The organism is Shewanella sp. YLB-07 (assembly GCF_009377275.1).
This window is the reverse complement of the sequence record NZ_VOQB01000001.1, coordinates 60,114-76,956: the sequence shown is the minus strand read 5'-3', so window position 1 is coordinate 76,956 and position 16,843 is coordinate 60,114. Positions and strand designations below refer to the sequence as shown.

The 16,843-nt window shown below is 47.1% G+C and carries 13 protein-coding genes; 7 read left to right on the top strand and 6 right to left on the bottom strand.

The genetic code is table 11. The annotated features are described in order from the left end of the window. Positions 1-138 precede the first annotated feature (138 nt). Positions 139-3,258, bottom strand: coding sequence for an efflux RND transporter permease subunit (locus FS373_RS00360; protein WP_144047618.1), 3,120 nt, complete (start codon positions 3,256-3,258; stop codon positions 139-141). Between the two features lie 200 nt (positions 3,259-3,458). After that, entirely contained in the window at positions 3,459-4,637 is a 1,179-nt protein-coding gene (locus FS373_RS00355; protein WP_144047619.1) for an efflux RND transporter periplasmic adaptor subunit, read from the bottom strand. 561 nt (positions 4,638-5,198) lie between these two features. Between FS373_RS00355 and FS373_RS00350 the strand changes: the two genes are divergently transcribed. The 3 genes from FS373_RS00350 to FS373_RS00340 all read left to right on the top strand — a co-directional run bounded on the left by FS373_RS00350 (position 5,199) and on the right by FS373_RS00340 (position 6,877). Further along, on the top strand, positions 5,199-5,561 hold the full coding sequence (locus tag FS373_RS00350; protein WP_144047620.1) for a cytoplasmic protein: 363 nt from the start codon (positions 5,199-5,201) through the stop codon (positions 5,559-5,561). Positions 5,562-5,783: 222 nt separating this feature from the next. Beyond that, positions 5,784-6,002, top strand: a complete 219-nt coding sequence (locus FS373_RS00345; RefSeq protein ID WP_144047621.1) for a hypothetical protein — start codon at positions 5,784-5,786, stop codon at positions 6,000-6,002. Positions 6,003-6,070: 68 nt separating this feature from the next. Further along, positions 6,071-6,877, top strand: a complete 807-nt coding sequence (locus tag FS373_RS00340) for a phosphate/phosphite/phosphonate ABC transporter substrate-binding protein (protein WP_144047622.1) — start codon at positions 6,071-6,073, stop codon at positions 6,875-6,877. 173 nt (positions 6,878-7,050) lie between these two features. Here the strand turns inward: FS373_RS00340 and FS373_RS00335 are convergent, their stop codons facing one another. Together FS373_RS00335 and FS373_RS00330 are read right to left on the bottom strand one after the other, a co-directional pair. After that, positions 7,051-8,523, bottom strand: coding sequence for a BCCT family transporter (locus tag FS373_RS00335; protein ID WP_227992484.1), 1,473 nt, complete (start codon positions 8,521-8,523; stop codon positions 7,051-7,053). Positions 8,524-8,658: 135 nt separating this feature from the next. After that, positions 8,659-9,027: an acyl-CoA thioesterase gene (locus tag FS373_RS00330; protein ID WP_152828835.1), complete on the bottom strand. Its 369-nt coding sequence runs from the start codon at positions 9,025-9,027 to the stop codon at positions 8,659-8,661. Between the two features lie 387 nt (positions 9,028-9,414). Between FS373_RS00330 and FS373_RS00325 the strand changes: the two genes are divergently transcribed. The 3 genes from FS373_RS00325 (at position 9,415) to FS373_RS00315 (ending at position 13,491) form a co-directional block, all read left to right on the top strand. Continuing rightward, complete coding sequence (locus FS373_RS00325) at positions 9,415-10,920, top strand: alkaline phosphatase (RefSeq protein WP_144047624.1); 1,506 nt, start codon at positions 9,415-9,417, stop codon at positions 10,918-10,920. 27 nt (positions 10,921-10,947) lie between these two features. Next, positions 10,948-12,579 carry an alkaline phosphatase gene (locus FS373_RS00320; RefSeq protein WP_144047625.1) on the top strand — a complete coding sequence of 544 codons (1,632 nt, stop codon included), beginning with the start codon at positions 10,948-10,950 and terminating at the stop codon, positions 12,577-12,579. Between the two features lie 87 nt (positions 12,580-12,666). Beyond that, positions 12,667-13,491 carry a hypothetical protein gene (locus FS373_RS00315; protein WP_152828834.1) on the top strand — a complete coding sequence of 275 codons (825 nt, stop codon included), beginning with the start codon at positions 12,667-12,669 and terminating at the stop codon, positions 13,489-13,491. A 124-nt stretch (positions 13,492-13,615) separates the two neighbouring features. Here the strand turns inward: FS373_RS00315 and ltaE are convergent, their stop codons facing one another. Next, positions 13,616-14,626, bottom strand: coding sequence for a low-specificity L-threonine aldolase (gene ltaE, locus FS373_RS00310; protein ID WP_144047627.1), 1,011 nt, complete (start codon positions 14,624-14,626; stop codon positions 13,616-13,618). Between the two features lie 371 nt (positions 14,627-14,997). On the opposite strand from ltaE, the gene FS373_RS00305 reads away from it, so the two are divergent. Further along, complete coding sequence (locus FS373_RS00305) at positions 14,998-15,630, top strand: trimeric intracellular cation channel family protein (protein ID WP_144047628.1); 633 nt, start codon at positions 14,998-15,000, stop codon at positions 15,628-15,630. Between the two features lie 312 nt (positions 15,631-15,942). On the opposite strand, the gene FS373_RS00300 is transcribed toward FS373_RS00305, so the two are convergent. Then, complete coding sequence (locus FS373_RS00300; protein WP_152828833.1) at positions 15,943-16,785, bottom strand: mechanosensitive ion channel family protein; 843 nt, start codon at positions 16,783-16,785, stop codon at positions 15,943-15,945. Positions 16,786-16,843 lie beyond the last annotated feature (58 nt).

The window sequence follows — 16,843 nt, the reverse complement described above, 5'->3', positions numbered from 1 at the left end:
TTAGTACCGTCTATTAAAAGTAGCTCTAAATCATCAATTAATCACCCTAACCGCATATGCGGGCCCACAAAAAAAGGCTCAGGATTTGAGTCCCGAGCCTGTTGGCTTATCTTGTTGCCGTTTAAACTTAGACTTAGCCTATTCGGCCTTAGCCTTAGCTTTAAACTTCTCCCGCATCGTTTGCATCATCACATAAAAGACAGGAACTAATAGGGTTCCTACGATAGTGGCCGCTAACATACCGCCAAATACCGAATAACCCAAGGCACGTCGACTTCCCGCACCAGCACCTGTGGCGATAATCAGAGGTAAGACCCCGAGCAAGAAGGAGAAAGCGGTCATCAATACCGCACGGAATCTCAATTTTGCAGCCGTCTCACCTGCCTCGAGAATACTCTTGCCCTCTTCACGCAGCTGCTTAGCAAACTCCACGATCAAGATGGCATTCTTACACGCCAGCCCAATCAAGAGCACCAGACCTATCTGTGCATAAAGGTTCAAGTCTGAGCCCATCAACCAGATATTGAGGAAGGCCCCCAATATCGCAATTGGCACGGCCAGAATAACCGCGAAAGGTATAGTCCAGCTCTCATACTGAGCCACTAAGAACAGATAGGTAAACACCAACGCCAGGGCAAAAATCAAGGGCGCTAAGTTACCCGCCTTGATCTCTTGGTAAGTCTGACCTGTCCATTCGAAGGTATAACCCGTAGGCAGAGTCTCATTAGCCGCACGCTCCATGGCGGTAATGGCGTCACCCGAGCTGAAACCTGCTGCGGGGAAACCATTGATGGTGGTCGAGCTAAACATGTTATATGAGGTCATCACATCAGGACCCAATATCGGAGTCACTGTCACCAGTGTACTCAGAGGGATCATCTCCCCGGTGTTAGAGCGGACATAGAAACGCGAGATATCTTGATCAGAATTACGAAATTCTCCTTCGGCCTGCAAGATCACCCTAAATACCTTGCCGTAACGGTTGAAATCGTTGACGTACATGGAACCCAGCATGGTCTGCATGGTTGAGAAAATTTCGTTAAGGGAGATACCTAACGCCTTGGCCTTGTCTCTGTCTACATCCACATACATCTGCGGCACATCGGCACGGAAATTACTGAATGACATGGCAATTTCAGGCTGTTCATTGGCTTTCATGATCAAGGCTCGCATCACAGAAGCTAGCTCCTGAGGCGTTCGTCCCTGAGTATCCTGCAACACAAATTCGAAACCACCGACACTACCCACACCAGGAATTGGTGGCAATGAGAATGCCATGGCTTTCACCGAAGGATTAGCCGCATACTTGGCCTGCAACTTGGTCACTATCGCCGCTTCCACCATGTCGGGAGTATCTCGCTCCTCCCAGCTGGAAAGTGTCACGATCATCAAACCACCATTGGAGGCAACCGAACCGGATAGGATACTAAAACCACTGGCATGGATCACATTCTCGACCCCAGGCTCGGCTAATGTTAATTCAACAAGGTCTCTCATCACCTCTTCGGTACGGTTAAGTGACGCACCATCCGGTAGCTGAATATCCACCATGAAGGCCTTCTTATCTTCCATTGGCACGAAACCTGAAGGCAAGATATTAGCTACGCCTCCCGTTACGGCGAGCAGGCCTACATACACAACTAAGACTAAGGAAAGCTTACGAGTCAGGGATGAAACCAACTTCATGTACTTGCCAGTCACACGCTCAAAATGTTTATTGAAGGTGGCATGAAAGCCTTTAGTATGCTTCTTTGGCCGTCTAAGAAGGGAAGCACACAGAGCCGGGCTTAATGTCAGGGCATTGATCGATGAAATAAGTACCGAGATACATATAGTCACAGAGAACTGGGCGTACATCTGACCCGTGATCCCAGGCATCACAGCCGTAGGGGCAAACACCGCCAGTAATACTAAGGTGGTCGCAATAATAGGCCCTGTGACCTCTTTCATCGCTTTAGATGTCGCTTCTTTCGGTGACAATCCCTCATCTTCCATCAAGCGAGTGACGTTCTCCACCACCACAATCGCATCATCGACCACAATACCGATAGCCAAGATCAGGGCGAACAGAGATACCGTATTGATGCTCATGCCAAAAACCAGCAAGAAGGCAAATGTGCCGATAAGAGACACTGGGATCGCGATAGCAGGTACCAGAGTCGAGCGTACATCCTGCAGAAAGATAAACACCACTAAGACCACGAGTGCAATGGAGATAAACAGCGTTTGCACTACCTCCTTGATCGAAGTTTCGACAAACTCTGTGGTGTCATAGAGAACTTCATATTCCAGGTCTCTAGGAAACTGCTTCGACAATTTGTCCATCTCGGCCTTAATTGCCGCACCAACCTCTAATGCATTCGCATCGGGTGATTGATAGACGGCAATGATGGCAGAAGGTTTATTGTTCAGTCGGCCTTGGGCATCATAAGTCTGAGAACCAAGCTCAACACGAGCTACATCACCGACGATAACTTTAGATCCATCATTGTTGGCGCGGATCATCACCTCACGAAATTCTTGGGGATCCTTCAAACGTCCCTTGGTTTGCAATGTGTATTGGAACTGCTGCTCCGGATCCACTGGGGCGGCGCCGATACGACCCGCCGCTACCTGAATGTTTTGCTCCTGTAGTGAGGCTATGACGTCCGATGCCGTTACCCCAAGACTGGCCATCTTATCCGGGTTCAGCCAGATACGAATGGCGTAGTCCAGCGCTCCGATCACCTGAACTTTAGACACACCATTTTGACGCGCTAAAGAGTCGGTAATATTGAGTCCGGCATAGTTGGTGATAAACAGAGAATCGAACGTCTCATTGGGGGACACCAGATTCACCACCATCAAGATATTCGGGCTCTGTTTCTCAACCTTTACGCCCTGGCGCTGAACCTCAGCAGGTAGCCTAGGCATGGCCTGCTGCACTCGGTTCTGTACTTTCACCTGAGCCATGTCGGCATCGGTACCCACATCGAATGTCACACTCAAGGAGTAGCTACCATCGTTGGCGCTCTTAGACTCCATATAGAGCATGTCTTCGACGCCGTTCACTTCCGCTTCCAATGGCTGAGCTATGGTGTCTCTGACGATATTGGCGCTAGCACCGGAATAACTGGTCGACACATTAATCTGAGGTGGTGCTATCTCAGGAAATTCTGACACAGACAAGATCGGAATAGAGATCAGGCCAACAAGTGTCAGTACCGTCGAAATGACGAAGGCAAACTTTGGTCTGTTGATAAAAAATTCACTAATCATGACATCCCCCTGCCATCTTCAAGGCAAACATTTGATGTGGGCAAAGGCAAACATTTGATGTGGGCAAAGGCAAACTTAGGGCCAAGCCAATAAAAAATTCACTAATCATGACATTTCCCTGTTAGCCAGTGACAAAGGCAAACTTAGGCTAATTTTAGAGCCACCAATAAAAAATTCACTCATATACATTTAGTCCTACTTTACTTAGCATCGCTGGCAGTGGGTGTAGCTTGAGTATCTTGAAATGGCACGATTTCTTGTTCGACAGCATTCACCTTGATACCCGGACGGATCTTCTGTAAGCCATCGACTACGATACGCTCGCCATCTTCAAGACCGCTAAGCACACGCCAGTCGATACCGAAACGCTCACCAAGCTCGACGATGCGCTTTTCTACTTCATCTTGATCATTGAGCACCATGACGAAACGTCCCTGCTGATCTTCCTGTACTGCGGCTTGAGGAATGAGTAAGGCTTTCTCTTTGATGGGGGATTCGATTATCAGAGTCACAAACAGGCCTGGCAGCATTAACTTAACATCGTTCTTGAAAGTTGCTCTGATGGGTAAGGTTCCCGTCGCTGCATCGACTTTATTACTGATGAAATCGATATAACCCGTCTCGTTAAACATGCTGCCATTAGGCAGACGCAGGCTTATCACGATATCTGAGATCTTCACCTCATGTTTTGCCGCCTGTGAGAAATTCTGCCGTGCAGAGATAAGCGTCTTCTCTGCAACCTGAAAGTTAACCCACATAGGTTGCAGCTGAACCAGGTTCGCCATCTCTGAATTTGGCGTAATTATGTCTCCGGTACTGACCTTAGCATTACTGATACGACCGGAAATAGGTGCGTAGACCTTGGTGTAACTAAGTTGTAACTCGGCCCCTTGCACGGCGGCTTCGGCTTGTACCACACCTGCTGCAGTGGTGAGCTTACGTGAAGTTAACTCATCCATATCTTGAGCACTGATCATTCCATCGGGAAGCAGTCTTCTGCCACGTTCCCAATTCATTACCGCCACATCTCTCGATGCTAGTGCCTGCTTAAGCACCGCTTTTTGCTGAGCTAACTCGGAAATATAATTGGCAGGGTCGATCTCAAATAACAGATCGCCGGCACTAACGTCATCCCCCTCAATAAACGCACGCTTGAGTAATTGACCCTGGATTTGAGACTTGATGGTGACATCTTCAGATGCCCTGGTACGTCCTACTATCTCAGACTTTGACTGAATTTCTTTGGTATTAGCCGTATTGACTATCACACTAGGAAGCATTGGGGCTTGAGGCGCCGGAGCCTCTCCACAAGCCGTGAGTTGCACTGTGGCGATGAAAAGAGCGCACCACTTAAAAATTGAAACGGTTCTGGCCAGCATTTAAGCCTCCGGTAGAGTATAGAAATTTAATTTTTATCGAGAAATTATAAGCAGATAAATGCGGCATTAATAGCTATTTACAATTTTATTTCATTTGCATCACATTTCATTCATCACTAAGTGTTCACTCACTGCCTCCTTTGCAAATTGAACAACATATAGCAATACATATGTATCCAAAGATTTTGGATATATAGTCTGTGAATCAAGCAAATGATTTACTGATTATCATCTTTAAACATGAGATACAGAAGTTAGTTAGTATCACCTTTACTGATAGGTATTCATTCTTGGAGTAAAGGACCCGACAACACACAGCCCAATAGTCAATTAGCTGTTGCTTTATTAACCGAAGACGAAACAAGAGTGATAAATAGTTAAAAAGTGAGATCTAGCACAAGGTTATCTGGGTTTGAGTCATGCTAAAAAAGAGTTATAGCAAGTTCACTATTCTCGTTAGGAAGAGACAGTAAACTTATATGAATAAAGACGAATAAAGTTGACCGATCAGAAAAGCAATGTCTATGATGGCATTAGTACTCGCAAACAAGTAGGTAATATATGACAGCAATCTCACATGTATACAACTATACCGTTCGATGCCCACACGTTAAAGATCCTGCACACCCAACAACATGGCAAAATCATGTTGAATTTAATCAATCTTGCGAAATTGGATTAAGCCGAATCACAAAATGGCACGACCGCTCAGGTAACCGTATCTTCGAACTGGATGGATTCGTCGTTAGAGAGGCTGAGGCCGAGAGTGCTTATTTCTCGATGCAAAACAAACGAATTAAAGACGATGGTCATGTGCTGGTGACCTTTAAGATCTTCATGGATGAGTCGACTAAAGATACATCGGTACAAGAGATCATGCAGCACTTGATAGCAGATCTTGATGAAAAACTAGCTAAGCTCTAGTCTGCCAATTGGTATAGAAGCTGTGGGCTAAAACTCCAAATGCTTAATTTAAACTGCCTCTTTTATGAGGCAGTGCACATTTTAAGACTTAATAACCAAGCATTTTCCAAACTCCCGATAAAATACCTGCGCCCCCTAGTCCATAACAAGAAGCTTGTTTCTCTTTCGGCCACGGCCTTAAACCGCTAAAATAGCCCGGACATCTAACCTTGAGTATTCAAAATGAAATTATCCCTGATGGTTCTAGTGCTTTTTATCGGACTGACTGGCTGCGCTGACCTACAAGATGCAGGACGCACTATCGGCCAAACCACCAAGGAAGTCACTACTGAGATAGGTCATGCAACGAGAGATGCAACTAAGGCCATAGGCCACGCCTCTCGTGATGCGGTCAAATCGGTTAAAGCAGACTTAAGCGATGAAGATGAGAAAAAGAACTAAGTATATCGAATCGAGGCCTAACCCCTCTGTTTACATACCCAGACTAAAACCGCAGCCAAAATAGAAAAATGAACACATTGAAACTCACCTCCTGCATGGCCCCTAATGCCGATGATTTTGTAAAATCTTTGGCCGAATACCTGACTAATAGATTAAATATCCACATAGAAGCTTGTCTGGATATCCCCTGGCAAGAGCGGGAGCTCGGCTTCGATGCCGGCGATATCGAAATATGTTGGATCTGCGGCCTTCCCTATATCTGGAAGGTAGACAAACCTGCTCCCCAAGTTGAATTGCTGGCGACACCAGTATTAAAGGGCAGGCGTTACCGCAATAGGGCCGTCTACTATTCTGATGTGGTGGTGCACAAAGACAGTCCAATACGCAAGTTTGCCGATCTCGAAGGCATGCGTTGGTCCTATAATGAACCACAGTCCCACTCTGGCACTTATGTCGTGCGTGACCATCTGGCTAAGATGGGTAAGGATTGTCGATATTTTGGCAAGATTGTCGAATCAGGTGCCCACCAGAACTCGATACAGATGATCTTAGACAATCGGATCGACGCTTCGGCTATCGATAGCTGGGTACTGGAATTAGAGATGATAAAACGCCCAGAACTCGCTTCAAAGCTGCGCGTAATAGACACCCTTGGCCCCAGCAGTTTCCCGCCCTGGATGATATCTAGGCTTGTCCCGGTTGAATTACGTCGACGCATTAAACATCTCTTAGTGGAGATGCACCAAGATCCTATCGGCCGAAGTATATTGGACAAGGTTGAGATCTCACATTTCTCCGCGACCGAGGACAGAGACTATGATCCTATTCGGAAAATGGCTCAGAGCGCCGAAAAAATAGAGTGGGCCGAAATTTAAGCCAAGACACAAAATATCGTTCCGATTCAACTCATTACGTTATACTTACATCTATGACTTATGTTTTATCAGTTCTTTCACCATGATGCCTGCCTGAGCGAGTAAAATTAGCGAAAAGGGGAATCTGGACACAAAATATCATTCCAATTCAATTAATTCCGTTCTACTTACATCTATGACTTATGTTTTATCAGTTCTTTCACCATGATGCCTGCCTGAGCGAGTAAAATTAGCGTAAAGGGGAGCGCACCAAAAATCGCGATCTGCTTATTCAGGTCGATATTATTTTTCAATACCAGAGCCGCCGTGATCGCAACTAATACCAGACTCCACATCAACTTAGATTTCACCGCCTGACTCCCCGTCATCATGCTAGTGACATAGATAGCCGAATCGGCACTGGTAATCACAAAGGTTATCAAAAGCAAGATGGCGCTGTAGGTCAGGATTTTTCCAAAAGCCAGGTTATCGAAGAAAGTGAACAGGCCTAAGGTAAAATCTGTATTGGTCGCCTGTACTACATCAGGCAAGATACTCATCTCGAATACACTGCCGCCGAAGGTACTGAACCAGACAATGGAGGTCATAGTGGGTATGAGTATGGTGCACAGCAGATATTGACGTATGGTACGACCACGACTGATTCGAGCGATAAAGGGACCGACAAAAGGTGCCCAGGCAATCCACCAGACAAAATAGATGATGCTCCAACCTTCACTCCATTGTCGAGAATCCATATCAATAGAGAAAGAGACAGACGGTAAGAGTTGCAGATAAGTCAGAGTTGAAGTCACCACAGTACTGGCGACAGATAGAGGGTCGACCAAGGCTAACACCGCCACCAGCATGACGACAACCAACAGCAGATTAAACAGACTCATCCGCTTGATGCCCTTATCCAGCCCCATGGTAGATGAAAGGGTAAAGGCTAAGGTGATGGCCATTAGCAGACCGAGTCGAAAACTCAGTCCACCAATATCTGAGCCTATGCTCTGCTCCACGCCACTTTCCACTAAGGCTATGGTATTGGCCAAGGTTCCAGCCACGCCGAAGATCACCGCCACCACAGCCAGAAGATCGAATACTTGATACCGGCTTGACTCTGGTTTATCGGTGAAGCTTGCCGAGATGGTCATAGGTCTGGACTTATTGAAGGCAAACCATGCCATCACCAAACCTGAAATAGCATAGAGGCTCCAGGCATGTAGCCCCCAATGAAAATAGGTCAAGGCTAGGGCACTATCTTTACCTATGTTATCGACAGACACAAATGCGGGGGGGTGCGCATAATGGGCGATAGGCTCGGCCACGCCCCAGAAAATAAGTCCCGACCCCATACCTGCGGCAAATAACATGGCGGTCCAGCTGACAAAGCCAAATTCGGGTTTAGCACCTTTACCTAACTTAATTTTACCCCAAGGACTCAAGGCGATGGCCAGAGATAAAATCACAAATAGGGAGGGAATGATGATAAAAGCCAGGCCAAATTCGTGGATAGCATAACCCGTTACCCCGGCCACCAAAGATATTGCCGTCTCGGGGAAGATGAGGAAGGCGGCCGCCGCAATACAACAGCAGATAAGGCCTATGGACTCCCGACTCAATTGACTCATCAGGTTTCGAATGGAATGCGTTAATGTGTTCATAGGGCTGACAGGATTTTATTGTCCGGCATAGTAGCAAGGCACAGACCGGAAGGCATGAATTGGCCGCTAGCCTAACACACTGACAATAAAAAGGACTAAGCCTATGCCTAGTCCTTTAATTCTTCAGGCCTCGAGTCAGGCTGCGTTTGCACGAATTCCATGTGGAATTGGCAAGCCCTGCTCATTAACATTCACGAACACCATCTTATCTATGTAGACCACAGGTAGACGGGTCACCTTGTTTCTCACCTCACAGCGCACGGTTATCGAGCTAGAACCAGCGCTGACCATCTCTAGTCCAAACTCGATAACATCTCCCTGCCTGGCAGGAGTTCTGAAGTTAATCTCCGAAATAATCTTAGTCACTATGCTCTGGCTGTGCATCTGGCACCCGGCAAAAATGGCCGCCTCCTCATCTATCCAACTTAACAGCTGGCCACCAAACAGTGCATTAGCAGGATTTAGGTGCTCAGGTTTGATAAATCTACGGCTGTAATATTTCATTTATATCTCCCTTCTTAAAACTTAACAGTCAAAAGTTAATCAGTTTCAATGTCTGACTACAAAGATTCAGAGCCAGTAACAGGCCTTCATTTCGAATGACACTGAATACCTATTAATAGGTAGCAAGTTGAGGGCCAACTTTTAATTAGCTAATAAACAACAGCTTAATAAGATATTAAATGGAACTACCTCACCAATATCGAGTAAGTCTCGGTAGTTTGCACCGTAAGCAAACAGATTGAGCTCAGCAAGAAAAGAGTAAAGCCTCGTCGCCCCACAACAAAGTCACAAAACCTACACATACCCAACCCATTTCTGTCATGAAAAACACCGACAATCGTCGCGTCTAAAAATGAAATCCCAACATACCTCAATACAATAAGGGTGATGATAGTGATTAATATGAAAAAAGTAGCTGCACTCGTTTCATGCAGTTTAGTGACTATGGCGGCCAACGCCGCAGTTTTACCTGCCACGCAAACTGACAGTCTATGGTTCAAAACCAGTGCGCAAGTTGTCAACGATAAAACCCTGCAAACGAACAAGACCCAAGCCAAAAATGTCATTCTGTTTGTCGGTGACGGCATGGGTATTTCGACACTCACGGCGGCGCGCATCTATCAAGGTCAGCAGCTCCAAGGCAATGACGGTGGTGAAGAAAACTTTCTTAGCTTCGAGCAGTTTCCTCACACGGCCCTAGTTAAAACCTATAACACCAACCAGCAGACTCCGGATTCAGCTGGCACTATGACCGCCATGGCTACCGGGGTTAAGTCTAAAGCCGGAGTGTTATCTGTTTCAGATGCCAGCCTTCGCGCTAACTGCTTATCATCTAAAGGTAACGAGTTAATCACCCTAGTCGACTTAGCCAATGCCAAGGGGCTATCTACTGGCGTTGTCAGTACGGCTCGTATCACACACGCCACACCAGCTGCGACTTATGCCGCAACACCAGAGCGAGGCTGGGAAGCCGATAGCAATTTACCTACAGAAGCAATAACCAATGAATGTAAAGACATAGCGTATCAGCTAGTGATGCGTGATGAGGCTGACGCTTTGAGTGTGGCATTGGGAGGCGGCCGCCGCAATTTTATTCCTGATACCGTGACCGACGGTGAGAATAAATCGGGTCGTCGCAGTGATGGTGTGGATCTCACTCAAGCCTGGACAGAAAACTTCAGCAATGCCGCCTATGTGTGGGATAAAGAAGGTTTCGATGCCATAGATACCAGCACTACAGATCATCTGCTTGGCCTGTTTAATTCGTCACATATGGAATATGAGGCGGACCGTCTAGATGACACCGCAGGTGAGCCCTCACTCACAGAGATGACCACCAAGTCCATCGAGATCCTCAACAAGAATGAGCAAGGCTACTTGCTTATCGTTGAGTCGGGCCGAATCGATCACGCTCACCATGCGGGTAATGCCCATCGCGCCCTAGTGGACACGGTAGAATTATCAAATGCGGTAAAAGCCGCGTTTGAAAATACCAACCCCGATGACACCTTAATCATGGTCACCGCAGATCACAGCCATGTATTCACCATTGCCGGTTACCCGGAGCGTGGTAATCCCATTCTTGGTCTGGTCCATAACGTAGGTGGTGACTTAGCCATAGCAGACGATGGCAAGCCATACACTACATTAGGCTACACCAATGGCCCCGGCGCCATTATCGGCCAGCGTGATGATCTTTCATCAGTCGATACAGAGCAGAAAAATTTTATGCAACAGTCATTAGTGCCATTAAGCAGTGAAACCCATGCGGGTGAAGATATCAGCCTTCATGCAACTGGCCCCGGCTCTCATCTGGCTCAAGGTGTTATCGAGCAGAATGTGATCTTCCATATCATCAACCAGGCGCAATCGCTTGGCGGCACTAAATACTAATCAAACAGTACTCATCTGGAGCAAATCATGAATAAGAAATTTCTCGTACTGTCGATGGCAGCAATTTTAGGTTTGGCGGCGTGTGGTAGCGACGGTGACAACGGCACAAACGGCAGTGATGGTAACAATGGCAGTGATGGCAATAACGGCAGCGACGGTAAAGATTGGGCCGCAGTCAATGAGTGGTACATAGATGGCCAACGTCGTGTGACTCAAGCCAGTGAACTAGAGGTAAATAATCAAGCAGGCGCAGCTAAAAACATTATCCTTTTCGTCGGTGACGGCATGGGGGTTTCAACTGTGACGGCGGCGCGAATATTAGATGGTCAACTTAAAGGCAAGACAGGTGAGGAAAACTCACTTTCGTTCGAGACCTTGCCTTATCTTGGTCTGGCTAAAACCTACAATGTCGATGGTCAGACACCTGATTCTGCCGGCACCATGACGGCCATGGTCACAGGAGTTAAAACCGATGTTGGCGTGCTTTCACAGGCTGAAGGCGTGACTCGCGGAAATTGTGCGTCGACTCAGGGACAAGATCTAATGACTTCCATCGAACTTGCCTCTATTGCAGGCATGTCCACTGGGGTGATATCTACCGCCCGTATCACCCATGCAACCCCTGCCGCGACCTATGCCCATTCACCGGAGCGCAACTGGGAGAGTGATGCGGACCTGACGGTAGAAGCCGTGAGTAACGGCTGTAAAGATATCGCGGCTCAACTGCTGGATTACGGCTATGGCTCGGGTATCAACGTGGTGATGGGCGGCGGACGTCGCGCATTTATCCCTAATACAATGACAGATCCTGAAGGCAAGAGTGGTAAGCGACTCGATGGCCGTGACTTAACATCTGAGTGGACCGCTAAATATGCCAACTCAGCTTATGTTGCCGACAGAGACAGCTTCTTAGCATTGGATCCAGCAACCACAGACCATGCCCTCGGTCTGTTTAATTCATCTCATATGGAATATGACTACGACCGTACGACAGACGGCGCGACTGGCGAGCCATCCCTTGCCGAAATGACGGCCAAGTCTATCGATATTCTCAAGAAGAATGACAAAGGCTTCGTGCTTATCATAGAAGCGGGTCGTATCGACCATGCCCACCATGCAGGCAATGCGGCAAGAGCGCTACACGACACAATTGCTCTGTCTGAAGCCGTGCGCGTCGCCATGGAAAAGACCTCGAGCAAGGATACTCTGCTTGTGGTTACCGCAGATCACAGCCATGTGTTCACCATTGCCGGTTACCCGACTCGAGGCAATCCTATTCTGGGCCTAGTAAAGGGCAATGATTCCAGCGGCATCTCGGCCGTCACTAACTCAACCGATGCCAACGGCATGCCTTACACTACGGTGGGCTACACCAATGGTCGTGGCTACGCAGCTTTGGAAACTGGCGGAGATGAGCGCTATGGCCTACCAATCGCAGCCGGTCGTTTCGACCTCAACTATGTGGATACACAAAGCGCAGGATTCCATCAAGAAGCCTTAGTGCCATTAGAGTCTGAAACCCATGCGGGAGAAGATGTGGGAATTTTTGCCAGTGGACCCGGCGCGCACTTAGTGCAAGGGACTGTAGAGCAGAACCATATTTTCCATGTGATAAACCACGCCGCGAGCTTAGTCGTAAAAGCCGAAGCGGCTCTATAAGCCGCTGTTTATTGGCCGTCTAATCTTATACCCATAGGTACGACTTAGACGGCCTTCATTCAAACAATCCAAAGCACAGGAGTTGTTATGAAGTATTCTTTGCTGAGCGCCACCCTACTCATAGGTTTCGTTCACACAGTGTCGGCTCATTCGACAGCGAGTCATTCCACTGCAGCTAACCTATCAACAGCGAGTCAATCGACGCAGATTCAGCCAGCCTTGAGTGTCGAGCAGCCTGACAAGATACAGCAGGTATGCGACGGGATATCACCGAGCCAGCTCAGCGCAACTTATGTGATATTCAAGGGAGATGACTCAAGCAAGCTGGGTCATGAGCTGCAACTGACGCGCTACCAAGATACGGTTATCTACCAAAGGTCGCCGCAAACCTTCGAGGCTTGGCAGCGTAACGGCGAATATGTTCGCTACTTTCCAATGGATAAACGCTCTGTGAGTTATCGCACTGGCGACCTGCTATCCCTCAATATCAGCTACGATTTAGAACAGGTCTTTCATCTCGTCTCACCAGAAGTACGCTCTGAGCTTAAGCAAGCCGATGACATCGATCACACTTGTCTGACAGTTGAGAGTTTTAGCGGTGAACAGGGAGGGCAAGAGGTGAGCCTGCAGTGGGCAACATCACTCGAGCTACCCTACCGCCTCACTATGGGTCGAGGGGAGCAACGACTGACTTATCAACTCAGCGAGGTAAAGTCGGTCACACCTGCGGATTTTAAGATCTTGACTGCGGGATACAAAGATATCGATTTTGCCGATGTGGGCGACAGCGAGTCAGATCCCTTTATCGCCAAGATGATCACTCAAGGATTCATTCAACACGGCAGCTCAGGGTTTTATACCAGTGACGGACAACAGATGCCCGGCAGTAGTCATAATAACCACTCTCACTAGAGGCGCTAACTGTAGAAATACCTAGCCTTGGTATTCTTGGTTTTAATAAGAGTGAATTTAAAAAGTCTGCCTCGGCAGACTTTTTAATGATTACATTACTGGCTAATGAGTCACTATCAGACCATTAAGCCAGCAAGCCTTTTAGTTTAGCGATAAAGCTATCGATATCGGCTCGGCTGATATCGGCATGAGTCACTAACCTCAAAGTAGAACCCGGGCTGATTAATATCCCCAGAGACTTAAGCTCGGTCGCGATATGCTTGATGTCTACATCTTGCTTCACCTCGGCAAACAGCATATTGGTTTGCACCTGCTGAGCTTCTATCTCAAATTCATCAAGCTCAGACAAACACTCAGCTAAATAGCGCGCGTTGTCATGATCGATAGCCAGGCGATCGACTTGGTCAGTGATAGCAAGTTTAGCCGCTGCGGCTAAAATACCGGCTTGGCGCATGCCACCGCCAAGCATCTTACGCCAGCGCCTGGCTTTATGAATTAAGCGCTCATCACCTAAAAGCAAGGAGCCTACCGGAGCACACAGGCCTTTAGAGAGGCAGATAGAAACGGAATCAAAATATTGGGTGATGTCACCGATAGCGATATTTTGCGCAACGGCCGCATTAGCGACTCGAGCACCATCTAAGTGGATTTTCAGCTTATTGTCGAATGCTAACGTTTGCGCTTGTGCCAAATAGGCCTGCGGCAAGACTTTCCCCCCAATGGTGTTCTCGAGGCTGAGCAATTGAGTGTGAGCAAAGTGGACATCATCAGGCTTAATTGCAGCCTGAATGTCGGTGAGCAAGATACTGCCGTCTGCTTGGTTAGTCAGCGGTTGAGGCTGGATGCTGCCAAGTACCGCCGCGCCGCCTCCTTCAAACTTGTAGTTATGAGCCTGCTGGCCACAAATATACTCATCGCCACGTTCACAATGAGCCATCAAGGCCAATAAGTTTGCTTGAGTACCTGATGAAGTGAATAAGGCACCATCGAAGCCATACATCTCGGCGGCCATGGCCTCTAAACTGTTTACCGTAGGATCATCGCCATAAACATCATCCCCTACTTCGGCATTGGCTATTGCCTCGCGCATTGCAGTCGTTGGCTTGGTTACTGTATCACTGCGAAAATCGATCATCTTAGCCCCTGTTTATGATTTCGAGGCATGAATACTACTCCCTGAACATAACGAGTGCCAGTATTTATCTGCCAAAAATAAGAGTCGTTAGCTCATAAGATAAAGTCAGAAATCATCACGAGTAGAACTGCAGTTAACACAATAAAAACCCAACAAAACACTAACAATACTTCAAGGCAATGATAAATACATAATTAGTCAATATTGGATTACCATTACTAACCATATAAAAGCAAAATTACCAGCAACAAAGGGAGAGGAAAAAACTTAATCATTACAAATTCTAATCCATAAAATTAATTTTTATAGCTATCACTTCGGTTTTTTATCAGGCAAAATCCGTCTCCTTTTACTCAGCGGCACTCTATATCATGCAAGAAGTTCAATTTATTAGCCTTCTCTGGCTTATCGGTATCATAGCCGAAGCGATGACAGGTGCCCTATGTGCAGGTAAGAAGCAGATGGATCTCTTCGGCGTCGTCATCATAGGCTGTGCCACGGCTATCGGTGGGGGTACCTTGCGTGACATGATGCTGGGGAACTATCCCTTAATCTGGGTAGAGAACGTTCATTACCTTATCGCCATTGCATTTGCTTCATTGCTCACCGTAGTGATCGCCCCCGTGATGCGCTATCTGTCTAAGCTCTTCTTAGCCATAGATGCCTTAGGCTTGGCGGTATTTTCTATTGTCGGTGCCCAGAAGACACTATTACTAGGGTTTAGCCCGCTAGTGGCCATCGTCATGGGGCTAGTAACCGGGGTTTTTGGTGGCGTTATTCGTGACATCTTGTGTAATCAAGTGCCGCTGATCTTCAAGAAAGAACTCTATGCCCTAGTCGCCCTGCTCACTGCCGCACTCTATGTGGGTCTTAAGTCATACGGAGTCAGTGAGTGGGTCAACCTGGCCATCTGTCTGCCATTTGGTTTCGGCTTGAGAATGCTGGCAATAAAATTCCATTGGGGCATGCCAAAATTTGATTATCAATATGGTGAGGTACATTAAGACTTGAGATTCTAGTTCCTAGGGTCCTAGGGTCCTAGGGTCCTAGTATCTTAGTTGCATAAATGTTCCAGACATAGCGAAGATTTATACCTGTCCCTGGTAAATCTTCATAAGTGTTCCAGACACAAATACCACGCCTAACCACCCATAGGGTGTGGCATAAATGTTCCAAACATAGAAAAGGTCGGCAAATGCCGACCTTTTTCCTTTTTAACTTCCAGCAGTCTAACTTTCAGCGATCTAATTGCCAGCGGTCTCACTCGGTGCGCTAGCGTGTGAGTAAGATCTAGCAGTCACAATAAAAATGTAGACTTAAGCTGCTGCAGAAGATGCAACTGCTGGTGTCTCTTTCAAGTGAAGATCCATCTGAGGGTATGGGATACCTATGTTAGCTTCATCTAGTGCTAGTTTAATCTGCTCTAGAATTTCAAAATAAGCTGGCCAGTAATCGCTGCCCTTAACCCATGGGCGAACCACGAAGTTAACCGACGAATCGGCAAGCTCAGACAATGCGATAGTGTAAGCAGGATCTTTCAATACATACTGGTTGTTCTCAATAACGCGCGTCAGTACCTTCTTCGTTTCCAAAAGATCTGCATCATAAGAAACTCCGATAACGAAATCGACACGACGAGTATCCATCGCAGAATAGTTAATAATAGTACCGTCCATCATGGCTGAGTTTGGCGCCACAATAAGTTTATTATCCGGTGTCAGTAGCTTAGTTGAGAAAATAGTGATCTCATTGACTGTACCCGCGATACCGGCGGCTTCAACATAATCACCGACACGACATGGGCGGAACATCACCATCAAGACGCCTGAAGCGAAATTAGACAGTGAACCTTGTAGGGCCAAGCCAACCGCTAGACCCGCGGCACCGATAACAGCAACCAGTGATGCTGTCTGTACGCCAATCTGTCCAAGTGTTGCCACTATGGTGAACACAAACACGAGTGACCATGCCATATTTGAGACAAATGAAACAACGGTAGGATCAACTTTACGCTTGGTCATCAACTTACTAGATAACTTCTTAGCAATACCGGCACAATATTTACCGATAACAAAGATGACAATCGCAAAAATGATCTTCATTCCATAGGTCACGATAAGCTCTGGCGCTTGCTCGATCAAACCTTCCAAGTTTTCCATGTATTACTCCCTAAAAATTTCCCAAACAAATGTTTGAGTTAACGCAATTCAAATCTAA

What these genes read in the sequence shown, in the direction of transcription:
- FS373_RS00305 (WP_144047628.1), top strand. Translation starts at nt 14,998, where the DNA reads ATGCAAGAAGTTCAATTTATTAGCCTTCTCTGGCTTATCGGTATCATA.
- FS373_RS00325 (WP_144047624.1), top strand. Translation starts at nt 9,415, where the DNA reads ATGATAGTGATTAATATGAAAAAAGTAGCTGCACTCGTTTCATGCAGT.
- FS373_RS00340 (WP_144047622.1), top strand. Translation starts at nt 6,071, where the DNA reads ATGAACACATTGAAACTCACCTCCTGCATGGCCCCTAATGCCGATGAT.
- FS373_RS00355 (WP_144047619.1), bottom strand. Translation starts at nt 4,637, where the DNA reads ATGCTGGCCAGAACCGTTTCAATTTTTAAGTGGTGCGCTCTTTTCATC.
- ltaE (WP_144047627.1), bottom strand. Translation starts at nt 14,626, where the DNA reads ATGATCGATTTTCGCAGTGATACAGTAACCAAGCCAACGACTGCAATG.
- FS373_RS00320 (WP_144047625.1), top strand. Translation starts at nt 10,948, where the DNA reads ATGAATAAGAAATTTCTCGTACTGTCGATGGCAGCAATTTTAGGTTTG.
- FS373_RS00300 (WP_152828833.1), bottom strand. Translation starts at nt 16,785, where the DNA reads ATGGAAAACTTGGAAGGTTTGATCGAGCAAGCGCCAGAGCTTATCGTG.
- FS373_RS00335 (WP_227992484.1), bottom strand. Translation starts at nt 8,523, where the DNA reads ATGAACACATTAACGCATTCCATTCGAAACCTGATGAGTCAATTGAGT.
- FS373_RS00360 (WP_144047618.1), bottom strand. Translation starts at nt 3,258, where the DNA reads ATGATTAGTGAATTTTTTATCAACAGACCAAAGTTTGCCTTCGTCATT.
- FS373_RS00345 (WP_144047621.1), top strand. Translation starts at nt 5,784, where the DNA reads ATGAAATTATCCCTGATGGTTCTAGTGCTTTTTATCGGACTGACTGGC.
- FS373_RS00330 (WP_152828835.1), bottom strand. Translation starts at nt 9,027, where the DNA reads ATGAAATATTACAGCCGTAGATTTATCAAACCTGAGCACCTAAATCCT.
- FS373_RS00350 (WP_144047620.1), top strand. Translation starts at nt 5,199, where the DNA reads ATGACAGCAATCTCACATGTATACAACTATACCGTTCGATGCCCACAC.
- FS373_RS00315 (WP_152828834.1), top strand. Translation starts at nt 12,667, where the DNA reads ATGAAGTATTCTTTGCTGAGCGCCACCCTACTCATAGGTTTCGTTCAC.